24 protein-coding genes and 3 pseudogenes are annotated in these 25,219 nt (G+C 56.5%); 25 read left to right on the forward strand and 2 right to left on the reverse strand.

The window, feature by feature from the left end; genetic code table 11:
* Positions 1-135 precede the first annotated feature (135 nt).
* The 8 genes from JD108_RS05425 to JD108_RS05460 all read left to right on the forward strand — a co-directional run bounded on the left by JD108_RS05425 (position 136) and on the right by JD108_RS05460 (position 8,058).
* Positions 136-990 (forward strand): MurR/RpiR family transcriptional regulator, encoded by an 855-nt coding sequence (locus JD108_RS05425; protein WP_198828893.1) that lies wholly within the window; start codon positions 136-138, stop codon positions 988-990.
* A gap of 410 nt (positions 991-1,400) precedes the next feature.
* Positions 1,401-2,774 (forward strand): ABC transporter substrate-binding protein, encoded by a 1,374-nt coding sequence (locus JD108_RS05430; protein ID WP_198828894.1) that lies wholly within the window; start codon positions 1,401-1,403, stop codon positions 2,772-2,774.
* 26 nt (positions 2,775-2,800) lie between these two features.
* Positions 2,801-3,769 (forward strand): carbohydrate ABC transporter permease, encoded by a 969-nt coding sequence (locus JD108_RS05435; protein ID WP_198828895.1) that lies wholly within the window; start codon positions 2,801-2,803, stop codon positions 3,767-3,769.
* 85 nt (positions 3,770-3,854) lie between these two features.
* Positions 3,855-4,619, forward strand: a complete 765-nt coding sequence (locus JD108_RS05440) for a carbohydrate ABC transporter permease (RefSeq protein WP_228728408.1) — start codon at positions 3,855-3,857, stop codon at positions 4,617-4,619.
* A 91-nt stretch (positions 4,620-4,710) separates the two neighbouring features.
* Positions 4,711-5,682, forward strand: a complete 972-nt coding sequence (locus JD108_RS05445) for a GNAT family N-acetyltransferase (RefSeq protein WP_198828897.1) — start codon at positions 4,711-4,713, stop codon at positions 5,680-5,682.
* Positions 5,683-5,873: 191 nt separating this feature from the next.
* A complete protein-coding gene (locus JD108_RS05450) occupies positions 5,874-6,236 on the forward strand; it encodes a heme-copper oxidase family protein (protein ID WP_198828898.1) in 363 nt (120 codons plus the stop codon).
* A gap of 348 nt (positions 6,237-6,584) precedes the next feature.
* Positions 6,585-7,379 (forward strand): amidohydrolase, encoded by a 795-nt coding sequence (locus JD108_RS05455; RefSeq protein WP_198828899.1) that lies wholly within the window; start codon positions 6,585-6,587, stop codon positions 7,377-7,379.
* Entirely contained in the window at positions 7,369-8,058 is a 690-nt protein-coding gene (locus tag JD108_RS05460; RefSeq protein WP_228728320.1) for a CapA family protein, read from the forward strand. Before JD108_RS05455 ends, JD108_RS05460 begins: the two co-directional genes overlap by 11 nt.
* A gap of 114 nt (positions 8,059-8,172) precedes the next feature.
* On the opposite strand, the gene JD108_RS05465 is transcribed toward JD108_RS05460, so the two are convergent.
* A complete protein-coding gene (locus JD108_RS05465) occupies positions 8,173-9,489 on the reverse strand; it encodes a helix-turn-helix domain-containing protein (RefSeq protein ID WP_198828901.1) in 1,317 nt (438 codons plus the stop codon).
* A gap of 424 nt (positions 9,490-9,913) precedes the next feature.
* On the opposite strand from JD108_RS05465, the pseudogene JD108_RS22275 reads away from it, so the two are divergent.
* The 5 genes and pseudogenes from JD108_RS22275 to JD108_RS05485 form a co-directional block, all read left to right on the forward strand.
* Positions 9,914-10,547 (forward strand): annotated as a pseudogene (locus tag JD108_RS22275) (ABC transporter permease); the annotation flags it as partial.
* A gap of 57 nt (positions 10,548-10,604) precedes the next feature.
* Positions 10,605-10,973 carry an ABC transporter permease gene (locus JD108_RS22785; RefSeq protein WP_228728410.1) on the forward strand — a complete coding sequence of 123 codons (369 nt, stop codon included), beginning with the start codon at positions 10,605-10,607 and terminating at the stop codon, positions 10,971-10,973.
* Positions 10,925-11,119 carry a hypothetical protein gene (locus JD108_RS22285; protein ID WP_267459307.1) on the forward strand — a complete coding sequence of 65 codons (195 nt, stop codon included), beginning with the start codon at positions 10,925-10,927 and terminating at the stop codon, positions 11,117-11,119. Before JD108_RS22785 ends, JD108_RS22285 begins: the two co-directional genes overlap by 49 nt.
* A 30-nt stretch (positions 11,120-11,149) precedes the next feature.
* Positions 11,150-12,063 (forward strand): annotated as a pseudogene (locus tag JD108_RS05480) (ABC transporter ATP-binding protein).
* 17 nt (positions 12,064-12,080) lie between these two features.
* Positions 12,081-12,476: pseudogene (locus JD108_RS05485) on the forward strand (alpha/beta hydrolase family protein); the annotation flags it as partial.
* A gap of 124 nt (positions 12,477-12,600) precedes the next feature.
* On the opposite strand, the gene JD108_RS05490 reads toward JD108_RS05485, so the two are convergent.
* Positions 12,601-12,879 carry a hypothetical protein gene (locus JD108_RS05490; RefSeq protein ID WP_198828902.1) on the reverse strand — a complete coding sequence of 93 codons (279 nt, stop codon included), beginning with the start codon at positions 12,877-12,879 and terminating at the stop codon, positions 12,601-12,603.
* A 201-nt stretch (positions 12,880-13,080) separates the two neighbouring features.
* Between JD108_RS05490 and JD108_RS05495 the strand changes: the two genes are divergently transcribed.
* The 12 genes from JD108_RS05495 (at position 13,081) to JD108_RS05550 (ending at position 25,157) form a co-directional block, all read left to right on the forward strand.
* Complete coding sequence (locus tag JD108_RS05495; RefSeq protein WP_198828903.1) at positions 13,081-13,980, forward strand: NAD(P)-dependent oxidoreductase; 900 nt, start codon at positions 13,081-13,083, stop codon at positions 13,978-13,980.
* Between the two features lie 239 nt (positions 13,981-14,219).
* A complete protein-coding gene (locus JD108_RS05500) occupies positions 14,220-14,840 on the forward strand; it encodes a TetR/AcrR family transcriptional regulator (RefSeq protein ID WP_198828904.1) in 621 nt (206 codons plus the stop codon).
* The gene (locus JD108_RS05505) at positions 14,837-15,409 is read left to right on the forward strand and encodes an ATP-binding cassette domain-containing protein (RefSeq protein WP_198828905.1); all 573 of its coding nucleotides are present in this window, start codon (positions 14,837-14,839) and stop codon (positions 15,407-15,409) included. The genes JD108_RS05500 and JD108_RS05505 overlap by 4 nt, the downstream gene beginning before the upstream one ends.
* Positions 15,358-16,476, forward strand: coding sequence for a hypothetical protein (locus JD108_RS05510; RefSeq protein WP_198828906.1), 1,119 nt, complete (start codon positions 15,358-15,360; stop codon positions 16,474-16,476). Before JD108_RS05505 ends, JD108_RS05510 begins: the two co-directional genes overlap by 52 nt.
* A 249-nt stretch (positions 16,477-16,725) precedes the next feature.
* On the forward strand, positions 16,726-17,700 hold the full coding sequence (gene speB, locus JD108_RS05515) for an agmatinase (RefSeq protein ID WP_198829999.1): 975 nt from the start codon (positions 16,726-16,728) through the stop codon (positions 17,698-17,700).
* 19 nt (positions 17,701-17,719) lie between these two features.
* Positions 17,720-19,192 (forward strand): aldehyde dehydrogenase family protein, encoded by a 1,473-nt coding sequence (locus tag JD108_RS05520; protein ID WP_198828907.1) that lies wholly within the window; start codon positions 17,720-17,722, stop codon positions 19,190-19,192.
* 180 nt (positions 19,193-19,372) lie between these two features.
* Positions 19,373-20,242 (forward strand): YitT family protein, encoded by an 870-nt coding sequence (locus JD108_RS05525; RefSeq protein ID WP_198828908.1) that lies wholly within the window; start codon positions 19,373-19,375, stop codon positions 20,240-20,242.
* A gap of 131 nt (positions 20,243-20,373) precedes the next feature.
* The gene (locus tag JD108_RS05530) at positions 20,374-20,844 is read left to right on the forward strand and encodes a nucleoside deaminase (RefSeq protein ID WP_198828909.1); all 471 of its coding nucleotides are present in this window, start codon (positions 20,374-20,376) and stop codon (positions 20,842-20,844) included.
* Positions 20,845-20,956: 112 nt separating this feature from the next.
* Positions 20,957-21,310, forward strand: a complete 354-nt coding sequence (locus JD108_RS05535; protein ID WP_198828910.1) for a DUF1516 family protein — start codon at positions 20,957-20,959, stop codon at positions 21,308-21,310.
* Between the two features lie 215 nt (positions 21,311-21,525).
* Positions 21,526-22,284 (forward strand): glucosamine-6-phosphate deaminase, encoded by a 759-nt coding sequence (nagB, locus tag JD108_RS05540; RefSeq protein WP_198828911.1) that lies wholly within the window; start codon positions 21,526-21,528, stop codon positions 22,282-22,284.
* A 197-nt stretch (positions 22,285-22,481) separates the two neighbouring features.
* On the forward strand, positions 22,482-23,234 hold the full coding sequence (gene hemQ / locus JD108_RS05545) for a hydrogen peroxide-dependent heme synthase (protein ID WP_198828912.1): 753 nt from the start codon (positions 22,482-22,484) through the stop codon (positions 23,232-23,234).
* Between the two features lie 216 nt (positions 23,235-23,450).
* Entirely contained in the window at positions 23,451-25,157 is a 1,707-nt protein-coding gene (locus JD108_RS05550) for a YcdB/YcdC domain-containing protein (protein WP_198828913.1), read from the forward strand.
* Positions 25,158-25,219: the final 62 nt, after the last annotated feature.

The raw sequence follows: 25,219 nt of genomic DNA on the forward strand, positions 1-25,219 counted from the left end.
AGAGTGGAGAAACATTCTATTACTGAAAATTATTTTTATACTGAATCTTTTGTATTGATTTTTAATTTCAATATCGTATAATGATTTTCAAATGGTAAATGCTGGCTCAATTGCAGGCAGAAAGGGGCGAGGCCGTTGCTAAGCGGAGGATTGCTGAGGATACGCGAATATTTGCAAACGATCAAACCATCCGAACGCAGCGTGGCAGAGTACATCCTGGAGCATCCCCGAGAAGTGATCAGGCTCTCGATCAAGGAATTGGCGGAGCGGAGCAATGCCAGTCCCGCGGCCATCATTCGCATGTGCAAAAACATGGGGCTGGAAGGCTTCCCCGAATTGAAGATTCGCATCGCTGCCGATCTGCAGTCCCCCTCGGGCGGGGAAGAGGAGTACAAGGAAATACGCCCCACGGATGACATCCCGACCTTGATGGAATCCGTCACGGCCAATCATATCTACTCGCTGCGCGAGACGTTAAAAGTATTAGACCCGCTCGCCGTCGAACAAGCTGTTCAAGCCGTCTTTCGGGCGCGCCGCATCGACTTTTTCGGCGTCGGCGCCTCGCAGCTCATCGCCCAGGACGCGCAGCAGAAGTTTCTCCGGATCAACAAGCCGGCCACCGCCCATGCCGATGCGCATTTGCAGATCACATCTGCCGTTACCCTGACAGATCAGGATGTGGCGGTCGGCATTTCCAATTCGGGCGAGACGCGTCAGGTGCTCTCGGCCATCAGACGGGCCCGGGAAGCGGGTGCAGTGACGATCGGCATCACCAAATTCGGTCAGAATTCACTCGCGGGACTCGTCGATATTCATCTCTCTACGATCTCCTCAGAGGCGGACATGAGGAGCGCCGCCACGTCCTCCCGAATCGCCCAGCTGGCGGTGATCGACATGATTTTTATGGGCGTCGCTGCCCAGAGTTATGAAAGCGCTGTCTCCAGCCTGCGAAAAACGCGCCAGGCTGTTCTCGCCGAATTCCGCACCTGATTACCGGGACGGCGAGCATGGCCTCCACGCAGCGCCGCTTGTCTACATCGCCGCTTTTTCACGGCACCGCTTGTTTACGCCGCCGTTTGCTTATATCATACACCACCGTTTGTTTACATCACCGCTTTTATACACCACCGCTTGTTTACGCCACCGTTTACTTACACCATCGCTTGCTTACAACACCGCCTTCTCACACCACGGCATTCCCACACCGCCGCCATCCCACGACATCGCGTCCATCACACGACATCTGGATAGGCGACTGCCTATGTCCCGCCCGCCGGGAAGAATGCAGGCCCATGACTCCGAACGATCCCGCACTCGCCTGTACTTCCCCGCAGACAAAACAGACGTATTCCCATACCCACCGGCAATACCAAGTTCATCGATAAATGGAGGGGTCTGCATTGAAAAGGAAAAGGAGCTTTTCACTTTTCAGCTCAGCACTTTTGTCTCTTTCCCTGCTGCTGGCAGCCTGTACTGGACAACAGGCGAACACCGGGCAGCCGACAACCAGCGGGGAGCCGTCGAATAGCCCGGCGCCGGCCGAGCAAATCGAGCTGAAGATGGGGTACTACTCCGATCCGCCGACGCAGAAAAAGATGGAGGAGCTGCTGGCCAAATTCATGGCGAAGCACCCGAATATCAAAATCACGACGGAGACGGGACCGCATGCGCAGTTTTTCCAAAAGCTGAACACCCAGATAGCCGGCGGCACCGCGCCCGATCTGTGGCTGAGCGACGGGGTGAAAGTGTTTGAATTCGCCGAGCGCGGCGCGGTCAAGGACCTGCGCGAGCTGATCGAGCGGGATCTGAAACCGGAGGAGTATTACGGCATCGAAGCCAACCGGGGGCCGGGCGGAGAGATCTGGGGCGTGCCCCAGGGCCTGCAGATCGGCGTGCTTTATTACAACAAAGCGCTGTTTGACAAGGCCCAGCTGAAATATCCCCAAGCCGACTGGACCTGGGATCAGGTGAAGGAAGCAGCCGAGCTGTTGACGATTGACGCCAACGGCAAAAACGCCAAAGATCCCGCTTTTGACGCCAAAAAGGTGTCGGAGTACGGATTTACCATCTTCGGCAATGCCATCGGCGTAAGCCGGGGCTGGTTTCCGCTGATGAAAGCATACGGCGGCGGGGTGTTGGACAGCAGTCTGCAAAAAGCTGTTCTCGACAGTCCCGAGAACCAGCAGGCGATCCAATGGATGGTAGACGGCATGCAAAAGGGAATCTTCCCGGACCCGGTCGATTTGCAGAGCTTCCAGGATCCGTTCAAGCCGTTTTTGAGCGGCGTCTCCGCGATGCAGATCGACATCTACGCCGCACGGGTGAAGATGCGGGATGCCGGACTCCAGTTCGATGTCGTACCGCTGCCGGCCGGACCGACGGGCAAACGCTTCGCGCCGAGCATCGCCAACTCCTGGGTGATCAGCAAATCGGCCGATGAGAAAAAGACCCAGGCGGCCTGGGAATGGATCAAATACTGGGCGACCGACGATGAGGCGCAAAAAGAGTGGGCGTCGCTGGGAGAAGCGATTCCGGTCAAGAAAACCGTGGCGGAAGCCGTCCTCACCTCGGACACCTCGCTCAATGCCAAAGCGTATCTGGACAGTCTCGAATTCGCGGGCACGCTGGATGCCAACGCCGTCTTCGGCGAATGGCGCAAGCAGTTTGAAGACCAGATGCTCCCTGTATTCTCCGGCCAGATGAGCGTCGAGCAGGGTCTAAAAAACACCAATGAGGCGATCCAAAAGGTACTGGATGAGTTCTACAAAAAATAACAAACGCTTACGGGAGATGCGCTGTCATGAACCAGAACCCGGAAATTGCGCGTGAACTGCCAGTCGATCGTCGGCCAAATCCGACACCGAAAAAGAAAAAATGGCTGGACGGTGAGGGGAGATGGGGGATTCTGCTCGTCTCCCCTTACCTGTTGCATTTTCTCGTTTTTGTCGCGTTTACGTCACTTGCTTCCCTCTATTTCAGCTTTACGCAGTACGACATGCTCAATCCGCCGAAATGGACGGGCCTGTCCAACTATCAAAAGATGCTGGATGATCCGCTGTTTTGGAAGGCGCTGCGGAATACCATCTACTTCACCGTACTGCTCGTCCCGATCAAGACGGCGCTCGCACTGGTGCTGGCTGTCGCCTTGAATCAAAAGCTGAAGGGGCTCAAGCTCTACCGGATCGCCCATTTTATCCCGGTCATTTCGTCCTGGACCGTCATCGCTTATGTAGCCGACTCCATTTTTAATCCCCGCTTTGGCTGGGCCAATGGCCTGTTGATGAAGCTGGGGCTGGAGCCGAAGAACTGGCTGGCCGATGAGCAGCTGGTGATCCCCGTGCTGGTCGCGGTGGCTGTGTGGAAGGGCGTCGGGTATATGATGGTGCTGTTTTTGGCGGGCTTGCAAAACGTACCCGGCGATCTGTACGAAGCCGCCGAGATTGACGGGGCAGGACCGCTGCAAAAGTTTTGGCGCGTGACGGTGCCGCTGATTTCCGGCACTACCTTCCTGGTGCTGATCCTCAGCACGATCAGTTCCTTTCAAAACTTCGAGCAAATCTATGTGATGACCGGCGGGACGGTGGACGTCAGTTCGGCAGGGGGGCCCAATAATGCCAGCCTGGTCCTGATGCTGCTCTTGTACCGGGAAGGCTTCACCTTTTTCCACATGGGCTACGCCTCGGCGATTGCCTGGGTGCTGTTTCTGATCCTGTTTGTCTTTACCTTCATCCAGATGAGACTGCAAAAAAAATGGGTTCACTATGATTGAGGAAGGGGGAGCTACTCCGTTGAATCCGCGAAAAAATCTGCGAAAAGCACTGGCCTACGGGGCCATCGTGATCAGCTCGCTCCTGATGTTTATCCCGTTCCTCACTGCCCTGTTCAACTCGCTCAAAACGGTGGCCCAGTACAACAAATATCCGCCGGAGCTGTTTCCCGATCCGATCAAATGGAGCAATTACCCCGAGGTGTGGGAGCTGGCCCATTTCAATACGTACACCCTCAACAGCCTGACCGTCTCGCTGCTCTCCATCCTGGGGGCGATCCTGTCCAGCTCGATGGTGGCATACGCCTTTGCCCGGCTTCGTTTTCCGTTTCGGGACACGCTCTTTTTGATCGTGCTGGGGACGATGATGATTCCCGGCGTCGTGACGATCATCCCGCAGTTCATCATTTTCAAGAATCTCGGCATGCTGGATACGCTGATGCCGCTCTGGGTACTGGAGTGGCTGGGACAGCCCTTCGGGATTTTCCTGATGCGGCAGGCCTTTCTGGGAATTCCCCGGGAGTACGAGGAGGCGGCCAAGATCGACGGCTGCAATCCGTTTCAGATCTACTGGCGCGTCGCCTTGCCGATGTGCAAGCCTTCGCTCGCGACCTTGGCCATTTTCACATTCATGGCGAAATGGAATGAAATCCTCGCGCCTGTCATCTACATCACGTCACAGGAAAAATACACGCTGCCGGTCGGCATCCTGTCGCTCAAAGGGCAGTGGACCGGGGGCAATGACCAGTACCTGGTGGCCGGGGCTTTGATCAGCTTGATCCCGATCCTGATCGTCTTTTTGATCGCGGAAAAATACTTCGTCGAAGGTGCGCGAAGCTCCGGATTGAAGTGATGCCGGACGGCTGTGCCGGATGCTCACGCCGGACGACTGTCCGTTCCGTCAGGGGCAGAGGTGAGATTATACGAACGGGGGATGTGCCCACATGAACTATTACCCATGGGCAGAAGAGTGGCTCGAAGCGGTTTGTCAGCTCTGGAACGGGCAGTGGGCGGAGCGCTTTCCGATGAGAGGCGAGCTGCTCCGCCAAAACAGCCTGGACGATCCCCATCTCCTGCGGGAAGGCTCGTGGGTGGCCGTGGACGAGCTCAGCCAAAAGCCGGTCGGCGTCGTCATCGCCAAATGCTGGCGCGAAGAAGATCCGGTCGATTGGGGAAAAGGGACGGGATGGATTCAGGCGCTGCTCGTCGATCAGTCACACCGCGGACGGGGGATCGGCTCCGCGCTGCTGAAGCGGGCAGAGGCGGCTCTCGCCCAAAAGCAGGTCGAAAAGATCGCGCTGGGCAGCGATTGGTGGCATTACTTCCCCGGCGTTCCGGAAGAGGAGCGGGAGGCGATGGCGTGGCTGGAGCGGCAGGGGTATCAGGCGGGAGGGCCGCAGTTTGACTTGCTTGCCACTTGGCCCTCTGCGCTTCCCGCCGATCAGCCGCCGCAGACAGGGGAGGTCAGCTTTCGCGTCGCACAGCCGCAGGATCGGGAGCGGCTGCTGACGTTTCTTCACCGCGCTTTTCCCGGACGCTGGGAGTACGAAGCCCTCTGCTATTTTGAAAAAGGGGGGACAGGCCGGGAGTATGTGCTCGCGGAGAAACAGGGCGCGATCATCGGTTTTTGCCGGATCAATGATGCCCGCTCGCCGCTGATCGCCCAGAATGTGTACTGGGCGCCGCTCTTTTCCGAAGAGCTGGGCGGGATCGGGCCTGTCGGGGTGGATCAGGCTGAGCGAAAGCACGGGTACGGTCTGGCGGTGGTCCAGGCCGGAGTCTATTTTCTCCGCAAGCGGGGCATCCGCACCATCTGCATCGACTGGACGGATCTCGTGGCATTTTACGGGAAACTGGGCTTTCAGGTCTGGAAGGGGTATCGCGCTTATCACAAAGTGCCTATTTATCCGATCTGAAAACACGCATGGAGATTGGGGCGAAATTGCCAGAAAAAACGTGAATATTTTCGACAAACCGGGATTACCTTGTAGTAACGAAGAATCGATCGTGCATTTGTCCCAGATTAGACGGCAGCCGGACTTCATCTGGGGAGGAGGTCAGACTTTTTACCCGCCATCAATAGGTTTTTTACAGAAGGGGAGATCCCATGGGGATAAGACTGATCAAGATTGCCGGCGTTTATTTTGTCATCGCGATTCTGATGGGGATGTACATGTCCATGTCGCATCAGTTCCAGCTGAGAGGCGTGCACACCCATCTCAATCTCGTCGGCTGGGTGTCCATGGCGCTGGCCGGAATTTTGTATCACCTGTTTCCGGCTGCGGCGGAAAGCAGGCTGGCGAAGATTCACTTTTGGCTGCATAATTTGGCTCTGCCCGTGATGATGCTGGGTGTTGCATTTCTCTCCTACGGCCGGACGGAATTTGCGGGAATCATCCCGATCGGAGCGATTCCGCTGATTATCGGACTGATCTTGTTTGTAGTCAATCTGTTTCGGAATGTGAAATAAGGCCGCGCGAGGGCAGCGGACCTGTGAGCGGCAACCATTTCGGAAAGGGATGCCGATTTTCGGCAAGAGTGATCCCGGGTGGTAGACGGGACAATATCGGGTTACACGGTAGAAATAAGGGGGGAAGCCGGCGGGGAACAGGCACGCCGGCTTTGTTGTACCCGCTTGGCCGCTTGAATAGGGTACGGCAAAGGCTTCGCCACCAGCTTGGCGAGGCCTTTGTTTTTCCCAAAATGGAAACCGAATATTGACAAAATTCGTTCATCAACTTATATTTCTATTTAGGAATCATTAGGGAATTTTTCCTTTTGATAAACAACAGATACCTAAAGAGAGGATCTCATCCATATGAATATCAGTCAGGACATCCAAAACATAAAGGAGAAGCTGATCCAAAGGCGGCGAGATTTCCACCAATATCCCGAGTCCGGCTGGATTGAGTACCGCACGTCCGCCATCATCGCAGAGCTGTTGACCGAATGGGGCTACCAGGTCTACGTCAGCAAAGACGTGTGCAAGGATGCCTCCCGGATGGGCGTGCCATCCCCCGACGTGCTGCGCTACCACGAGAACCGGGCGATTCAGGAGGGAGTCCAGGCCAGTTGGGTCGAGCAGATGGAGGGCGGGTTCACCGGGGCAGTCGGCGTACTCAAGCTGGATAAGCCGGGACCCGTCATCGCGCTTCGCTTTGATATTGACTCCAACGACTTGACGGAGAGCACGAGTCCGGATCACCGGGCGGTGCAGGAGGGTTTCCAGTCGCAGCACGCAGGGATGATGCACGCCTGCGGCCATGACGGTCATGCGGCCATCGGCCTCGGTGTGGCGGAGATTCTCGCGAAATACAAAGAGCAGCTCTCCGGCGAGATCCGCCTGCTCTTCCAACCGGCGGAGGAAGGAAGCCGCGGGGCAAAAGCGATGGTGGATGCCGGCTGGCTGGAGGGCGTCGATTATTTTTTCAGCGGCCATATCGCCTTCAAGAGCAAGACCATTGGCGAGATTGTGGCAGCCGTCGGCGGCTTTTTGGCTACGAGTAAAATCAATGTCTCGTTTACAGGCAGGGCAGCCCATGCCGGGGCCGAACCGGAGAAGGGGAAGAATGCTCTTTTGGTACCTCAAGGAAGGCTTTGCCGTGGGCGCTGATTCGGATCTCTTCCCGTTCGGCGGGCATGCCTTTCGGGCGGGGGAGACAGAGGGGAAGACGACCGCCCCGAACCAGGCCGATATGCAGCGGATTTTGCGCAGGATCTCCGAGGCGAGGCGCCAGGCAGACGTCGTGCTGGTCAGCATTCACGCCCATGAGATGAAGGGGGAAGCCAAGGATCAGCCGGCTGATTTTCTGGTGGAGTTTTCCCGCGCGTGTATCGATGAAGGGGCACATGCGGTGATCGGGCATGGACCGCATATCCTCAGAGCCGTGGAGATCTACAAGGAACGTCCGATTTTTTACAGCCTGGGCAATTTCATTTTCCAAAATGATTCGGTCACGCATCTGCCCGCCGATTTCTATGAAAAGTACGGACTGGATCACGCGGCGAACGTGTCCGATGCGCTCGACAAGCGAAGCCTTGGGGGGACGCGCGGATTGGGAATGGACCCGAAGGTATGGTCTTCCGTCATCCCCCACTGGGTGATGGAGGACGGGCGTTTGAAGGAGCTCGCGCTGTATCCCATCGAGCTCGGATTCGACCTGCCCCGCTACCGGCGAGGATGGCCGGAACTGTCGGAGAAGACCGATGCGCTGGAGAATCTGCGGGCGCTTTCCGAGCCGTTCGGGACGAGAATGGAGATCGGGCAGGGCGTGGCCCGCGTGATTCTTTGAGCGCAAGTCCCGCATGATCACACTGTCCGAGGCTCGGTGCACGCATGTACAAAAAAAGCCGCCTCCCGGGAATAAGGAGAAAACGGCTTTTGCACTCGCTGTGATCAAAGGGAGCTAAAGATCCCTCCGGCTTCTGTCTGTGATCCGGTAGATTTTGCGCGGCCTGCCGCGGTTGGTGGGGGCTTCTTCGCCGATCACTTCCGCGAGTCCGTGCTGCTCCAGGTCGGTCAGGATGCGGCGGGCATTTCGCGTGGTCATGCCCAGCATCTCGGCGATTTCCGGGGCGCTGATCGAGTTTTTCCCCAGATGTTTTTGGACCGCCAGCAGTTTGGCAAAGGTGGTGATGGCGACTCCCGCTTTTTTCAGCAATTCACTCATCTGGGTGTCATCGGTTCGATAGGTAAAGCTGATGCTGTCCGGCCGCTGCAGCGGCCCTTCGATGCGGCCCTCGTCATCGACCAGGATCGCGCAGGAGCCCATCTTTTGCGCGTAAAGCAGAGCCAGCCGCGCATTGCGCTCGGCTGCCAGCGCCGTCACGCCGTACCCGATTCCGATATTCGTCTGCTGGTCTGTCACGACGGAGAGTCTCTCCAGCAGGGAGGAGGCATGAGCATCTGGATTCCCTTCCAGCGCCCCGCGTGTGGAGAAGATCATGTACTTTCCGTTCCCCGTGCTGATGAAGGCGCCGGAGACCTTCTCGACGTAATCGAGGATCGTGTCCTGCAGGCGCAGATGCAGCTTGCTGACGTCGTACGAGCTTTTATTTTCGCCGATCAGCTTTTCCAGTCCGTTGACCTCGATGGTCATCACGGCGATCTGCGACTTTTTAAAATGGAGAGACTCTCCCGTCGTCCGCGCCAGATGGAGCATCGAGCGGATACTCATGCGATTGGGGGTGATCCGGTATACGGGAATATTGACTGCCCGCAACTCCTCGTAGACGGCGCTGATACAGGTGGCGCAGGCGTCTACCTTGCCTTCCCGGTACAGCGCGGAATGAAAGGAGACCAGGTCCTGGGTCGGTTTGTAGCCCGGATACGAGAGCAGGTGAAACTCGCTGAAGGGCAAGTCCAGCTCATTGCAGGTCTCCTGCAGGTGGTGCAAGTGAAACGTATCGAAACTGACGCGGTCCACGGGGAGCCGGTCGCGGTAGACGATCTCCATGAGGACTTTGGTCAGACTGGAGCCGTTTAATTGGGGAAACAGCACCTTTTCATTGGCAAGATGTTCTTTGGCAAGAGAATAGGGGGCCTGACCGGAAAATATCCAGATATCAATCTGCCCTTCCTGTTCCCGCACGATCCGGGGGGTCTCCTGGATATCGTGGTAAATAAGCGGAAGGATGGTCATGTGTTCATTAAATTCTTTCCCGATTTCGCAAATCAGCTCGATGGAGTCCTTCGGGCCGACTGCTCCGACTCTAGCAATCATAGTGCGATCCCTTTCCTTTGCCTAAAAATAGAAAATAGAAATGAACAGATAATATTCGCCTCATAAATAGAAAACCCTTTCATATGTCAAAATCGGTGGACAATTAAAAATTATTTAAGTTGACACTGAATAACAGCCAGTTTTATATTCGTATTAAGGGAATCATTTAGGAAATATACCATAATAAAGCGGGGTGATCCAGATGAAAGATGTGTTAGCCTTTGTCGATCAAAACAAAGACCTGTATATCCGGTGGCTGCAGGAGCTGTGCAGACAGCCCAGCATCGCGACGCAAGACCGGGGGATGTCCGAGGCGGCGGCCATGGTTGAAAAGCTGATCGCGGATATCGGCGGAAAAGCCGAACAGATCGAAACGGCCGGATATCCTGTCGTCTACGGCGAGTTTGCTTACGGGAAGAAGAAAACGCTGCCGATTGTGCTGGAGCGCTTGCCGGCCACGTTTGAGCTGGCGGCGGCGGCCATGCTGGTCGCGACCGTGATCTCGATTCCGCTGGGCATCCTCTCGGCGACTCACCCGCAATTCCTTTATCGATGTGATCGCGACAGGCGCAGCCGTTTTGGGAAAAGCGATGCCGCACTTCTGGCTGGGAATTATGCTGATTTTGCTGCTCTCTGTAAAAATGGGCGTCTTTCCGGTTTCGGGAAGCGGCACGCTGTCCCACCTCGTTTTGCCCGCCATTACGCTGGGCACCGGCGCGGCCGCCGAAATGACGAGGCTGATCCGCTCCAGCATGCTGGAAATTCTCGGGCAGGACTATATCCGGACAGCCCGCAGCAAGGGATTGGTAGAGACGCTCGTCGTGTACAAGCACGCATTCCGCAACTCACTGATTCCGGTTGTCACGATCATGGCCTTGCAGATGTCCAGTCTGATCGGCGGCGCATTGATTACCGAGGCCATCTTTGCCTGGCCGGGCATGGGGCAATTGATCATTCAGGCGGTCAATACGAGCGATATGGCGATCGTGCAAGCCTCGGTATTCGTCGTGGCGCTTCTGCTGACCGTGGTGTTCATGGCCGTGTTCGCCGGGGTGATCGCTCCTCATGAGCCGGCGAAGACAAACGCTTCTGATCGGCTGCTCCCCCCGATGTGGATGGAAAAAGGATCGCCGGACCATATCCTCGGCACGGACAACCTGGGCCGGGACGTCCTGAGCCGGATCATCTACGGCTCGCAGATCTCGCTGCTCGTCGGCATATGCGCCGTATCCGTGGCCGGATCGATCGGCGTGACGCTGGGGCTGATCGCAGGCTACTATGGCGGTTGGATCGATCGCGTCATCATGAGGATCGTCGATGCGTTTTTAGCCATTCCCAATATTTTGTTTATGCTGGTGATTCTGTCCGTCCTCGGTCCGTCATTTCCACATGAAGCGTCGCGACCACGATTATTGCCGAGGCGTCCCTCAGCTTTTTGGGCCTGGGGATTCAGCCCCCTACCGTATCCTGGGGCGGCATGCTGAGCGACGGCAGGCAGTATCTGGCTACCAGCTGGTGGGTGGCTACCTTCCCCGGCATTGCCATTACCTTGACTGTCCTGGGGATTATTTTCCTTGGAGACTGGCTGCGCGACATGCTTGATCCGCGGATGAAAATAAAAGAGTCCTAAGAAGAGCCATACGTAAAAGAGGTGTGATCCGTGGGAACGAACTTATTGGAAGCGAAACACTTACAAACACATTTTCAATCGGACAGAGGCGTGATCGCTTCGGTCAATGACGTCTCTTTCTCCGTCTCCAAAGGCGAGACCCTCGCGATCGTCGGAGAGTCGGGCTGCGGCAAGAGTGTCACATCGCTCTCGATCATGGGGCTGGTCGCACACCCCGGGAAAGTGGTAGGCGGCGAAATCCTGTTTGAAGGGCAGGATTTGTTGAAAAAAAGCAAAAAGGAGATGCGCCTCCTGCGGGGCAATCAGATCGGCGAGGTATTTCGAATCCATCGGAATATGGATAAGAAGCAGGCCAAGCTAAAGAGCATCGAAATGCTGGAAAGCGGATTCCGCGTGCCGACCAGGTCGTCGACTACTTCCCCCATCAGCTCTCCGGGGGGATGAGGCAGCGGGTGATGATCGCCATGGCGCTGGCCTGCAACCCCGCCTTGCTGATCGCGGACGAGCCGACGACGGCGCTGGACGTGACGATTCAGGCGCAAATCCTGGAGCTGTTGAAAAACTTGAGCAAAGACCGGGATACGGGCGTCATCCTGATCACCCACGACCACGGGGTGGTGGCGGAGATGGCTGACCGGGTGGTCGTCATGTATGCCGGCCAAGTGGTGGAAGAGGCGTCGGTGTACGACCTGTTTGCCCATCCGAGCCATCCGTACACCAAAGGACTGCTGGGATCCCTGCCGAAAATTGATGAACAGCGTGAAGAACTGGATTCGATCAGCGGTTCTGTGCCCAATCCCTTGAACATGCCGAGCGGCTGCGCCTTTCATCCCCGGTGTCCACTGGCCGATGAGACGTGCAAATCCGCAAAACCGGCGTTGGAGGAGATCGCCTCCGGTCATTGGACCCGTTGCTTTCATGCGTCAGGAGTGATGAAATCATGATAGAGGAACGCGAAACTTCGCTCACGCATTATCCGGACCTGTGGGCGGCGGGCGTGGACATCGTCGGCATCTCGCATTTCCGCACGTTTTTGCAAAACACCGGCGAATGGCGCAGAAAGCTGCGCGAATCGGAGTACGGCACGCTCGCGGATGATTCCGATTTCTTCGAGGAGATTGCGCCGCTGAATCATTCGGAGAAGATCAAGGTGCCGCTGCTCATCTTCCACGGCCGCAACGATACGCGCGTGCCGGTCAGTGAAGCCGAGCAGCTCTACTCCGACATGAAGGCGAGAGGGCAGGAAGTGGAGCTGATCGTCTTCGAAGACGAAGGCCATCAGACGGAGAAGCTGGAGAACCATATCGCCCTGAGCACCAAAGTGGTTCAGTTTTTCAAACAGCATCTGGAGCGCTGACCCGGAGCAAGGACCGGGCCGCTTCGTCAAATCACTCGTCAAAAAAAGGAACAGGGGAAGAGGCTGACTCTTCTCTCTGTTCCTTTTCACTGTTCCGATAGGGCAGGATGGGCCGGAGCGGGGACTACGGGTTTACCGTCACCTTGACGCTTGCGATTTTGCCTGCGTTCGGCAGCGAGAGCTGATAGTTGCCCACTTCGTTTCGCGGGATATAGGTCTTGCCGCTTTTGGAGGCGACGGGCTTTCCGCCCGCGTCATAGCCGACCGCGATGATCCCGATGTTCCGGCCATCGCCCTGATTTTTCAGGGACGCCGTCACGATCAGCTTGTCATTTTGCATGGCGGTCTGGTATTGGAGATCCTGGGCGGATGCGTGCATGGCCGGAGCGGGGCTGAACAGCATTTACTTTTGGTTCGATCGCCCTATGACCTATTGGCTGCTTTTTGCTGGTCTTTGGGTGTGAGTTGCCAATCGGACGGACGGTCAGCTTGTCCGGCATCACCGGTAATGGGAAAGAATTCGCAAAAGTCTGGAAGGTTTTCCTGGCGGATGTAGAGAAAAGGAAAGGGTTAGCATTTTCGGCAGATGAAAGGGGAAGAGGACATGGCAGCAACGTCAGCAGGAAAAGTGATTGGATTTGTCGGGATCGGCGTCATGGGCAAAAGCATGGCTGCTCATCTGATGAAGGCAGGCCATCAGGTCTTGGTATACAACCGCACCAAGCAGAAAGCGGAGGAACTGGTCGCGCAAGGCGCGGTGTGGAAGGATCAGGTTGCCGAGCTGGCCGCCGAAGCGGATGTCATCATCACGATGGTCGGTTACCCGGCAGACGTAGAGGAAGTCTACCTCGGCGAGAAGGGCATCGTCGCCCATGCCAAACCGGGTAGCTACCTGATCGATATGACCACATCCAAACCGTCTCTCGCGGTCAAAATCTACGAGGAAGCGAAAAAACGCTCGCTGCATTCGCTCGATGCGCCGGTGTCCGGCGGCGACGTGGGAGCGCGGGAAGCCCGCCTGACGATCATGGTCGGCGGCGATGCGGAAGCGTTCGCGGCGATGGAGCCGATCTTCAAGATCATGGGCACCAATGTGATTTTGCAGGGCGGACCGGGTGCGGGCCAGCATACCAAAATGTCCAACCAGATCGCGATTGCCTCCAATATGATCGGGGTGTGCGAAGCGATCGCCTACGCCAAAAAAGCCGGACTGGATCCGTCTAGCGTACTGAGGAGCATTGAGGCGGGAGCAGCAGGTAGCTGGTCGCTGAGCAATCTGGCCCCCCGCATGATCGCAGGCAATTTCGCCCCCGGCTTCTACATCAAGCACATCATCAAGGATATCTCGATTGCGCTGGAAGCGGCCAAAGAGATGGGCCTGGCCACGCCGGGCCTGGAGCTGTCCCTCTCGCTCTATCAGGAGCTGGCGGCCCAAGGGCTGGAGGACAATGGCACGCAGGCGCTGATCAAATGGTACGACAAGCATTTTGGCGAGACAGTTTAGCGGCCATTTTGGCGGCAGGAGCGGCATAAAATAATAGGAGGAAGTCCCTTGTGCCTGAGAAGACAGCAGAGGGACTCCTCTTTTTTATTGGGCTTTTCCTGCAACCATCGCACAGCCGAGCGCATGATTCGCCTCCTCGTGCGGATTCATGATTGACAGGGATTGGAAAGATGCGATACGATATGTATATGAATATAAAATAAAATTATTCATACATTCACAATCACTGAGGAGGCAATATGGCTAAGAAGTTTTCCGAGGAGGAAAAGGCAAGCATTCGCAGTCGGCTCATCGAGCAGGCCCGTCATTGTTTCTCCACGCTCGGGCTGAAAAAGACGAGCGTCGCCGATATGACCAAAGCCGCCGGGATCGCGCAAGGTTCCTTTTATCTCTTTTTTGAATCAAAAGAGGAGCTGTATCTGGAGATCCTGCAGCAGGAGGAAGCGCGGATTCAGCAGTTGCTGATGGAACGCTATTTCTCCGAGAAGAGCGTGACAAAAGAGAGCTTTCGCCGATTTTTGCGGGAGTCTTTTGCGATCATGGAGAACAACCCGCTGCTGCGACAGCTGCATGAAGAGGAGACGATGGCCATCCTGTTGCGAAAATGGCCGCCGGAGAAGCTGGAGGAGCTGTTCGAAAGCGACTCCCGCTCGTTTGGACCTGCGATTCGTCGTCTGCAGGAACAGGGGATCATATCCGGGGAGCATCGGACAGAAGTCATCGTCAGTCTGATCCGCTCCGTGATGCTGCTCGTGCTGCACAAAAAACAGATTGGGGACGAACTGTTTCCCCCTACCTTAGACTTGCTTGCGGAGCTGATCGCCTCAGGCTTGATCCGTTCAGGAGATGATGCGCATTGATACAGGTAAAAGAATTGTGTTTCCGCTATCCGGGGAGTGGAGCGTACACGCTCCGGGATATTTCTTTTTCGATTGGAAGCGGCGAGATCTTTGGCTTTTTGGGGCCGTCGGGAGCGGGAAAAAGTACGCTGCAGAAAATTCTCATCGGGATGCTGAGGCAGTATGAAGGGGAGGCCATCGTGCTTGGGGAGGAGATCCGCCAGACCCGATCCGACTTCTACCAGCGAATCGGCGTCGCCTTTGAGTTCCCCAATTTTTACGGCAGGTTCACCGCGCTGGAAAATCTGGAGCTGTTTCGCTCGCTGTATGCGGGTAAAGCCAAAGCAAAATCACCTCTTGCCATGCTGGAAGAGGGCCGCCAGTCACGATCTTCCCGGCGGGGAACAGCTATTACGCGGCGGGTGCGAGCGAAGGCAAAACGGCCCAGGCACTCGTACGGATCACGGAGGGCAAGCTGGAGCTGCTCACGCCCTATCAATACCGCAGAATCGCGGCTCAGCCGTGGGGAGAGCGGCAGTTGGTCAGTTTTCAAAAGCTGGACGGCAGCTATGAGCTGTGGATACAGATGAACGGGGAAACGCTGGCCAAACGGGAGAACGTCCAGGCCTTTCGGATGGAAGAAACCCGCACGGCGCTGTTGATTCAGCAGGCGGGCGGCTGGGATGCCTACGATGCTGATCTGAAGCCGCTAACAGACGGAAGCTACGGCAGCATCGAAGCCCTCTCCACCTACAGCGGAGAGAAGATCATGACCTACCGTGACAGAAAAACGGGCCTTCTCGGCGTGCTTAGTCAGGACTGGCATCCGGCGACTCCGCCTGTTTATGACTCGATCAAGCCGTTTGATCAGGTATTTCGGCAGCTCGCTTTTGAGCGGAAACCGGCGCCGTTTGTCTTTACCAAAAAGGAGAAATTCGGCTATTTGAGCCAAACAGGCGCGGAGCTGTTTCAGACCGCACTTTTGACCAAGCGGCCGACCGTCACCTACCAGCCTCTGACCGCACAGCCATTTCCCGCTTACCGGGAACTGCTGCGAATGGATCCGCTCCGCCTGGTCGATTTCGGCAAGCCGTACGGATGGGCGAGCGGACAGGGCAGCGAGGCCAATTTCTTTGCCAATCTCGCGCTCTACCTGCAGTTGCCGCCCGCTGCGGGCAAGCAGGAGGTGCTCGCGGAGCTGACAGAGCGGGGCGTGTTGAAAGCCGATCCGCTGCGGACAGAGCTGACTCCTCCCGATTGGTTCGCGCTGATGCATTTCGTGGTCACCGGGTCGAGCGGCCAAGCGCTGACCGCGCAGCAGCTCGAAGAATGGGCGATGAAACGGGATTTGGTTCGCCAATACGGCCATCCCATCAATGTGGACATCTACGCGGATTACCACCAGCTCTTTTTCCGCGAGCTGCTCCGCGCGCAGGCGGGAAGCGGCCTCTACAAAGCCAAGCCGCTGTCGCTGGCCACGCTCGACGAATACCAGCGCAACATGCTGGGAGCGCTGATCAAGGTGAACGGACGCGAGCTGATGAGTCTGCCCGTGCCGCTTCCGGCAGCTGAGCTGGACCGTCACCTCCAGGTCCTGATCCAGCAGTACAACAAACAGGCAGCCGCGCTGCTGCAGGCGGCTGTGAAACAGCTCTAGGCGCGAAAAAGGCCAGGTTGAGAAACCGGCCTTTTTTTTTATTCTCCGTTTCCGACTACTTGTCTCTGTTTCTCACTTTTAAGAGGGAATTCCAAGCCGTGAGAAGCAAACAGCACGTCAGGGTTCCCAAAACGCCTCTATCCATCCCGCATCCGCGAGGCAAAGGGCGGTCCCGGGCGCGCTAGATCCCGTTGGCATGACGCTTGCTACAAGGTAGTGAGAAAGCACGAACCAACGGAGGTGAACAGTTTGCAGTATCCGCTCTCTCCGGACGTCAAGCCGGAATTTTGCACGACCGGCTCCTATATGCGCCTGCCAGCCCATCGCGAAGGGGCGCGGGTGGCAATCGTCGGCCTGCCATTTGACACCGCTGCCTCCTTTCGCGTCGGAGCGCGCTTTGCCCCGCAGGCCATCCGGCAGGCCTCGATGCTCTTGTTTCCCTATCATCCGGTGCATCGGGTCTATCCCTTTGAAGACACCAGGGCCATCGATGTCGGCGATGTGCCGGTCATTCCGCACAATATCCACCGCAGCTACGAGCGGATAGAAGCGGCCATGCGCGAGTTGATGGCCAGCGGCATCGTGCCGATCGGGCTGGGCGGGGATCACTCGGTCACGCTGGCGACGCTCAGGGCGGCCAAAAAAGTATGGGGACCCGTCGCGCTGCTCCAGTTTGACTCGCACACGGACACCTGGGACACCTACTACGAGGAGAAGTACTGGCACGGCTCCCCGTTTATCCGTGCCCATGAAGAAGGATTGCTGCAGCCGGACAAGGTCGTACAGCTAGGGATTCGCGGCACGCTGAACCACCCGGGAGATGTGGAGGCGAGTCTGGAGCTGGGCTACCGGGTGATCACCACCCAGGAGCTGCGAGAGAGGGGGACAGCGGACATCATCCGGGAGATCAGGCAGACGATTGGGGAGACTCCCTGCTTTCTCAGCTTTGATATTGATTTTGTCGATCCGGCGTTTGCGCCGGGGACGGGGACACCGGAGGTCGGCGGCTTTACCAGCTCCGAGACGCTGGAGCTCGTCCGCGGTTTGACGGGCCTGACTTACATCGGCTTCGATCTGGTGGAAGTGCTTCCGCCCTACGATCCGGCGCAGACGACCTCTCTCTTGGCGGCGACATTGGTGCATGACTTCGCGGCACTGGTGGCAGCCAAGCAAACGGCGGAAGAAGCGAAAACGGCTCGTCCCGCCAATGGGGCAGAAAAATAAAGAAAGGTGGGCGTTCACAATGATGAATCTGAAGATGTACATCGCGGGAGAATGGGTGGAGGGCGGAAGCGGGGAGACGCGGGAGATTGTCAATCCGGCCAACGGCGAAGTGATTGCGCTGGCGGCGGAGGGAACCGTCGAGGATGCGCAAAGAGCGATCCGCGCCGCCCGGGAGGCCTTTGACGGCGGCGTCTGGTCGGAGGTGCCGGCAGCAGAGCGGGCACGGCTTTTATTCAAAGTGGCGGACAAACTGGAGGAGCGCGCCGAGGAGCTGATCGCGCTGGAGACGCTGGACAATGGCAAACCGCTGCGGGAAGCGGGCTTTGACATCGCGGATGCGGCCGCATGCTTCCGCTACTACGCGGGATTGGTGACGAAGCCGGACGGGCAGACCTACCAGGTGGCGGACCCGATCCAGGCGATGGTGGTGCGCGAGCCGGTGGGCGTCTGCGGGCTGATCGTGCCGTGGAACTACCCGCTCCTGATGGCGGTCTGGAAAATCGCGCCCGCCCTCGCCGCCGGCAACACCATCGTCTTCAAGCCCTCCGAGGTGACCCCCGTGACGGCGATCAAGCTGTTTGAGATCTTGGAGGAGGTCGGTTTGCCGAGGGGCGCCGCCAATCTGGTCATGGGCCCCGGTCCGACTGTCGGGCATGAGCTGGCTGCCAGCGAGCTGGTCGACAAGGTCTCGTTTACAGGCGGAACCGTAACCGGCAGGAGCATCATGAATGCAGCGGCGGGCAACCTGAAAAAGATCTCGCTGGAGCTCGGCGGCAAATCGCCCAATATCGTCTTTGCCGACGCAGATTTTGAGACGGCGGTCGATTATGCTCTGTTCGGGATATTTGCCAACCAGGGACAGGTCTGCTCGGCAGGCTCACGTCTGCTGCTGGAGGACAGCATCCACGACCGCTTTGTGGAGCGGCTGGTCGAGCGGGCCCGGAAAATCCGCGTGGGGGCGGGAGACGATCCGGCCACGGAGATGGGGCCGCTGGTGAGCCAGGCTCATATGGAGAAGGTGCTGCGCTACATCGAATACGGGAAGGAAGAGGGGGCCCGGCTGGTTTGCGGCGGCAACCGCATCACGGAAAACGGGCTGGACAAAGGCTATTTTGTCGAACCGACGATCTTTGTAGACACGACGCCCCAGATGAGGATCGTGCAGGAGGAGATTTTTGGCCCGGTTCTGGCCGTACAGCGTTTCTCGGACGAAGCGGAGGCGATTCGCCTGGCCAATGACACCGTTTACGGTCTGGCAGGCGGGGTCTTTACCCAGGACGGCGCCAAAGCGATGCGGGTGATCAAGAAGCTGCGGGCCGGCATCACCTGGATCAACTGCTACCATCCGACCTACAATGAAGCGCCGTGGGGCGGCTACAAGCAGAGCGGCATCGGGCGCGGTCTGGGCACGTACGGCTTTGACGAATTTACCGAAGTGAAGCAGATCAACATCAATCTGCAGGTGCAGCCTGTGGGGTGGTTTGAGAATTAGATCGAGAGCCCGGTTCGCCGGGTTCTTCTTTTTTTCTTCTGTCCGGCCTTCGGGGCTGCTGCATCGTCCGTGTGAGGCGCACGGGATCGCGGCTTGCGCGGCTTCAGGGTTTCTTTTTTGGGCAAAACATGGTAATGTATGGACGGTTTTTCATCTTAGAAGGAAGGCAGGAGAACGAACGTGCCTCGAAAACGTCGGACCGCTCACAACCTCAACAGCCCGCAGCGAAAGATCGCGGAGTACGGCATGCTGATCATCGGCTCCCTGGTGCTCGCCACCAGCTTCAACCTCTTTCTCAACCCGAACCAATTGGCGTCGGGCGGCGTCTCCGGCCTGTCTGTCATTTTTCATCACCTTTTCAATTGGCCGCCGTCCATCGTGCAGTGGGCGTTTAATATTCCGCTGTTCCTCCTGGGCTTTTGGCTGCTGGAGAGACAATACAGCATGAAAGCGGCAGTCGGCTCGGTTATCCTGCCGCTGTTTGTCGCGCTGACCAGCCATCTGGAGCCGATGACGGACAACACGCTGCTCGCCAGTATTTACGGCGGGATGGGGGTCGGACTGGGGATTGGCATCGTCTTTCGGGGCAGGGGCTCTACCGGCGGCTTGTCCATCGCTTCGCAAATTCTGCACAAATACAGCGGGATCAGCCTGGGGGTATCCGTAGCTGTCTTTGACGGGCTGGTCATTTTTCTCGCCGGCTTTGTGTTTACGCCCGAAAAAGCCCTGTACGCGCTGATTGCCCTGTTTGTCACCAGCAAGACGATCGACATCGTGCAGATGGGCTGGAATACCTCCAAAGTGGCCTACATCATCTCCGACGAGACGAACAAGATACGCGAGGCGATCCTCTATGATCTGGACCGCGGCGTGACGCTTCTGGACGGCTCCGGCGGCTACACCGGAGACGAGCGCAAGGTACTGATGGCCGTCGTCAGCCAGAGTGAGGTCAGCAAGCTGAAGATGCTGGTCCGCTCTGTCGATCCCGAAGCCTTTATCATCCTCTGTCCGGCGCAGGAGGTGCTGGGAGAAGGGTTTCGGGCGGTGTAGCAGGGAAGACGGATAGGCGGAATCTTTCAGGCACAGATTCCCGGATGAAGCGGAGTTTTAGAGGAAAAGGGACGATATGCTAGAATAGAACGAAGAAGATGATCGTCCGATGGACAAAGGAGGAATCGACCATGAGAGAGCAGGATTTCATGCAAGAAGCGATCAAGCTGGCCTGCGACAATGTACGCTCGGGCCACGGCAGCCCGTACGGCGCTTTGGTGGTAAAAAACGGCGAGGTCATCGGCCGCGGCGTCAATGAAGTGACAGCGACCAACGACCCGACGGCGCATGCCGAAATTCTCGCGATCAAGGAAGCCTGCAAGCACGAGAACAGCCTCCAACTGGAGGACTGCGTGGTCTACGCCAGCGGAGAGCCGTGCCCGATGTGTCTCACGGCCATTTACTACACGGGCATCAAGACGGTCTACTACGGCTACTCCAAAGAAGAAGCACAGCCTTATGGTTTCAATTCCGGTGCCATCTACGAACAAATCGCCTTGCCGATGGAGAAACGCTCGATTCGGATGGCCAAGCTGGAAAATGATCAATCCGAGGAAAATCCGTTCATCCTCTGGCAGCAGGCGAAGGAGAGACGGGACTGATCCCGTTTGGCCCTGTTTTTGTCACAAAACTGCCAAGCATCTGGTAATCTGGTTCCTTCTGCTATAATGAGGCGAGTGAAAAATTGATATTCTGCCAAGGAGTGAAACGTTCGTGCAAAATGCGTTGCTGGAATCCCATGTAGGCGGATGGGAAGTCGCCCTCGTGCTTCTGATCATTGGCTATATTTTGTATCGTGCAGGAAAAGAGCGTGTCGCTAAAATTTTGCATATGATTCTGCGCTTGATGATTATCATCATCGCGGTTTCCGGCATCTGGATGCTGTTTGCTTACCACGCCGGCGACGTTCTGTACTATGTCAAAGGAATCTTGGCGATCCTTGCCTTTGGCTTGATGGAAATGTCCCTGGGGCGTGCACGCCGAAACGAAGCGAGCATCGGTTTCTTTGTGGGCGCCCTCGTGCTGCTGGTCGTGGTCATACTGATCGGCTATCGCGTTCTTTTCTAGGCTGTTTCCATGAAAAAGGCTGTTTCCGGAAAAATGGGCGGTTTCCCCTGACGTAGCAACCAAAGGGGAACGGCCCTTATTTATTCAACAGGTACAATTTCATTTGCTTTTCATTTTGCTTTGGATAAAAGTTCCTTTTCATGATAAGATATTTCGGAAGAATTTTTGCACTTTCCATACAGATCTCACAATCGGGATCGGATGAGGTGACCAACATGAGATGGTTGATTGTCGAGGATTATGAAGCGTTAAGCGGAGAAGCGGCAGAACTGGTAGCGAGAGAGGTCAGGGAAAAGCCGGACGCCGTGCTCGGACTGGCAACAGGCAGCACCCCTGTCGGCATGTACCAGGAATTGATTCGCCAGCACCAGGCCGGGAATCTCGACTTTTCCCGCATCACGACGTTTAATCTGGATGAATATGTCGGTCTTTCGGCAACGCATCCGCAAAGCTATCGGGTGTTTATGCATGAGACTTTTTTTCAGCATGTCAACGTACAGCCGGAGAGAATCCACATCCCTTGCGGAGATGCCGCCGATTTGGACGAAGAATGCGACCGGTACGAGCGGGCGATTCAAGCTGCTGGCGGAATTGACCTGCAGATTCTCGGCATTGGCGGAAATGGCCACATCGGTTTTAATGAGCCAGGCTCTCCGGTATCGTCCCGTACCAGGGTAGTCGATCTCGCGCAGAGAACGATCACAGACAATGCCCGTTTTTTTGCGTCGATCGAGGAGGTGCCGACGAAAGCCGTCACCATGGGGATCCAGACCATCCTGGAGGCGAAGAAAATCGTCCTGTTGGCCTGTGGAGCCTCCAAGGCGGAGGCGATGCAGCGGATGCTGGAAGGGGAGATCACCCCGGGTGTGCCCGCTTCGCTGCTGAGGGAGCATCCGGATGTAACGGTGATCATGGACCGGCAAGCGGCCGCAAGACTGAGCGAGCGGTTTCTGGATCCGAAGCACGTCCTGTAGGGGGCGTGTTTTTTGTTTGTTCAGAGGCCCGAAGAAGAAGCATGTTCCCATGCGCAGCGACTTTGTGGAGCCGAGCTGAGCCGAGCAGCGGCCCGCGGCTTGTTCACCAATTCGTATCGATTACGACTTCGCCAATTATGCTATACTGGGAATGTTGCAGGAAAAACAAGCCACATGATGAAAAGGAGCTGATCCTGATGAGTACAAATGAAGCGCTTCTCACCTTGGAAGGTTGGTATACGTATCACGATTTTCGCAAGATTAATTGGGAGAAATGGAAGAAGGCGACTCAGGAAGAACGCGATGCGGCGGTGGACGAGCTGCAAGGGCTGATTCGCACCTGGGAGGCAAACGAACAGGAGCAAGCCGGCAGCACGACCGTCTATTCGATCCTGGGCCACAAGGCGGACCTGGTCTTCATGTTCCTGCGTCCGACCATGCAGGAGCTGGATGCGATCAAAACCGCTTTTAACAAAACCAAGTTCGCTGACTTTACCGACGTGGATTATTCGTACATTTCCGTCGTGGAATTGAGCAACTACGTACATAATCCAGGCGAAGACCCGAAATCCAACCCGCATGTCCGCGAGCGTCTCTACCCGATCCTGCCCAAATGGGAGCATATCTGCTTCTACCCGATGAACAAAAAGCGGGACGGCCAGGACAACTGGTACATGCTGACCATGCAGGAGCGCCAGGAGATGATGCGCTCGCACGGCATGATCGGCCGCAAGTACGCGGGCCGCGTGAAGCAAATTATCGGCGGTTCCGTCGGCTTCGACGATTGGGAATGGGGCGTTACCCTGTTTGCCAACGATCCGCTGGAATTCAAGCATATCGTCTATGAAATGCGTTTCGACGAAGTCAGCGCCCGCTACGGCGAATTTGGCAACTTCCTGGTCGGAAATCGCGTGACCTCGGAATCGTTGCAAGCCATGCTGCAGCTCTGATAGCACGAAGAAACGCCTGTCACCCGGAGCAGGAGTGGCATGCAGAAAAATAAATAAGCAAGGAAGTTAAAAAAGCATGGCGGATGAACGCCGTGCTTTTTTGCATGGCCGATCCCTGCCGTAGGAGAGGTTTTTTATTTCTTTAATTTGGAAAATGGGCCAAATAAATGGTAAGATTATGGCGATTAGAAAAAGGAAGGAAAGGTGTGGCTGTTGGTGAAGAGCAAAGCGCATCTCCGAAGCAAGATGGCCGGACTGTCTGCGGCTGCATGGCTGACGGTGGCGGCAGTGCCGACAGGGGTCTGTCTGGCAGGGGGGACGAAGGCTGTACACGCTGCAGAAGAAGTTGGGCTTTCCAGGGAAGAGGCAGTGAAAAAAGCAGCGGAACTAGCCAACATTCCTGAAACCCTTGTATTGCAAGGGGCGGATGTAATCCAGGATTCTGATGGTCAGGTTTGGCATCTCCGATGGGAGAGCGGCCAGATAGGGAAAGAGGGGTGGAGCTCTCTCTCGGTGGAAATAGATGCGAAGACCGGATCGCTTCTCGATTATCAGTTTAGGAGGAAGACAAAGCAGGAGTCATCCGAGAAGTCAGCGGTCGACGATCAGACGGCGCTGGACAAGGTCTACGCGTTTCTGGATAAAGCCGTCTCGGCGGAAGAGCGGAAAAAACTCTCCCGGCCCAATGAATACGGACAGCATTACGCGTATGTGTACGATGCTTCGCGGCAGCGCGCATATACGTTTACGCGGGTAGAGAACGGCATTCCCTTTCTGGAAAACGGCATTCGGATCATCCTGTCGCCGGAGGGAGACATTCGCCATTTCCAAAGATTATGGGACGACGTATCCCTGCCGGATGCAAAGGGGGTAATCGGGGAGGAAGCGGCGGCACAGCTCCTGGCCTCACAGGCAAAGCCTGGACTGGCGATTGTCGATCTCTTCTCGCTGATGAGCGGCTGGGGCTTCGAATACGAGAGCTTCGACAGGGAGCCGTACTTGCCGGTTTTCCTCTATCAGCAAGATGACGCACAGATGGTGGACGCCATAAGCGGCAAGCTGTTGAACGGCCGAGGAGAGGCGGACGCGAAGGAGTTCGTGCCCGCGGCACTGGGGGAGACGGTCCGCAAGGGGGATGCTAACCATCGGATCAGCCGGGAAGAGGCAAGGAAGCTCGCTGATGAATGGACGAAAAAAATTGCGGGTCCTCAAAGCGACGCATACCGGCCAGCGAACGAGGAGGAGAGAAAAGAGAATCAAGACGGCATGCCGGTCCAGTTTTGGATCTATAAATACGAGCTGCCGGGACAAAATGGGAAGCAGGGGTCTACCCTACAGGTGGTCATCACAGACAGAGGCGAACTCTTTGATTTCCGGTGGGTGATCGCGGACATGCGGACGGCGGATGGCATCGTGGGCTCCGGGGCGGTCCAGAGAAGCGCACCGGCTCTCACTGCCGAACAAGCCAAAGAGCGGGCGATTTCCTTTGTCCGTAAAAACTTTCCTGACCGCTTGGGAGAGATCTATTTGGATCGGCTGGTTTCAGTCGAGAATGAGAAATACACCTTTTTCTTTGGCTGGATGAAGGAGGGCGTGCCGGTGCTGCATGATCGTTTTCGGCTAACAGTCAATGCAGCCACAGGCACAGTGGAAATGCTGGACGGCTTCCGATTGGATCGCCTGCAAATAGAGCTTCCGTCCGCCAAACTGGACCCGGCGGCCGCTCATCAGGTGGTGCAAGCGAACCAGAAGCTCATGTTGACCTACTTCCTGCCGGAAGGGAGCGCAAAAGAGAAAAAGAACCCCCGTTTGGTATACCGCTATGTCGGAGACAAGGGCGTGGTCGATGCCGTGACGGGCAAGTGGATCCACCTGGACAGGTCGAGCGAGATGAATCAAAAACAGAGAGCTACAAAAGAGTAGCAAGATTTTGTTAATTGGAAAACTTTTGGTAAGATAGAAAAGATCACTACTAGAGGAAAAGG

Source organism: Brevibacillus composti, assembly GCF_016406105.1.
In the GTDB taxonomy this organism is placed as follows: Bacteria; Bacillota; Bacilli; order Brevibacillales; family Brevibacillaceae; genus Brevibacillus; species Brevibacillus composti.

Coding starts and splice junctions, on each gene's coding strand:
- JD108_RS05435 (WP_198828895.1), top strand. CDS start 2,801: ATGAACCAGAACCCGGAAATTGCGCGTGAACTGCCAGTCGATCGTCGG.
- JD108_RS05440 (WP_228728408.1), top strand. CDS start 3,855: ATGTTTATCCCGTTCCTCACTGCCCTGTTCAACTCGCTCAAAACGGTG.
- JD108_RS05445 (WP_198828897.1), top strand. CDS start 4,711: ATGAACTATTACCCATGGGCAGAAGAGTGGCTCGAAGCGGTTTGTCAG.
- JD108_RS05450 (WP_198828898.1), top strand. CDS start 5,874: ATGGGGATAAGACTGATCAAGATTGCCGGCGTTTATTTTGTCATCGCG.
- JD108_RS05455 (WP_198828899.1), top strand. CDS start 6,585: ATGAATATCAGTCAGGACATCCAAAACATAAAGGAGAAGCTGATCCAA.
- JD108_RS05465 (WP_198828901.1), bottom strand. CDS start 9,489: ATGATTGCTAGAGTCGGAGCAGTCGGCCCGAAGGACTCCATCGAGCTG.
- JD108_RS22785 (WP_228728410.1), top strand. CDS start 10,605: ATGGAAAAAGGATCGCCGGACCATATCCTCGGCACGGACAACCTGGGC.
- JD108_RS05490 (WP_198828902.1), bottom strand. CDS start 12,879: ATGCTGTTCAGCCCCGCTCCGGCCATGCACGCATCCGCCCAGGATCTC.
- JD108_RS05495 (WP_198828903.1), top strand. CDS start 13,081: ATGGCAGCAACGTCAGCAGGAAAAGTGATTGGATTTGTCGGGATCGGC.
- JD108_RS05500 (WP_198828904.1), top strand. CDS start 14,220: ATGGCTAAGAAGTTTTCCGAGGAGGAAAAGGCAAGCATTCGCAGTCGG.
- JD108_RS05520 (WP_198828907.1), top strand. CDS start 17,720: ATGATGAATCTGAAGATGTACATCGCGGGAGAATGGGTGGAGGGCGGA.
- JD108_RS05530 (WP_198828909.1), top strand. CDS start 20,374: ATGAGAGAGCAGGATTTCATGCAAGAAGCGATCAAGCTGGCCTGCGAC.
- nagB (WP_198828911.1), top strand. CDS start 21,526: ATGAGATGGTTGATTGTCGAGGATTATGAAGCGTTAAGCGGAGAAGCG.
- hemQ (WP_198828912.1), top strand. CDS start 22,482: ATGAGTACAAATGAAGCGCTTCTCACCTTGGAAGGTTGGTATACGTAT.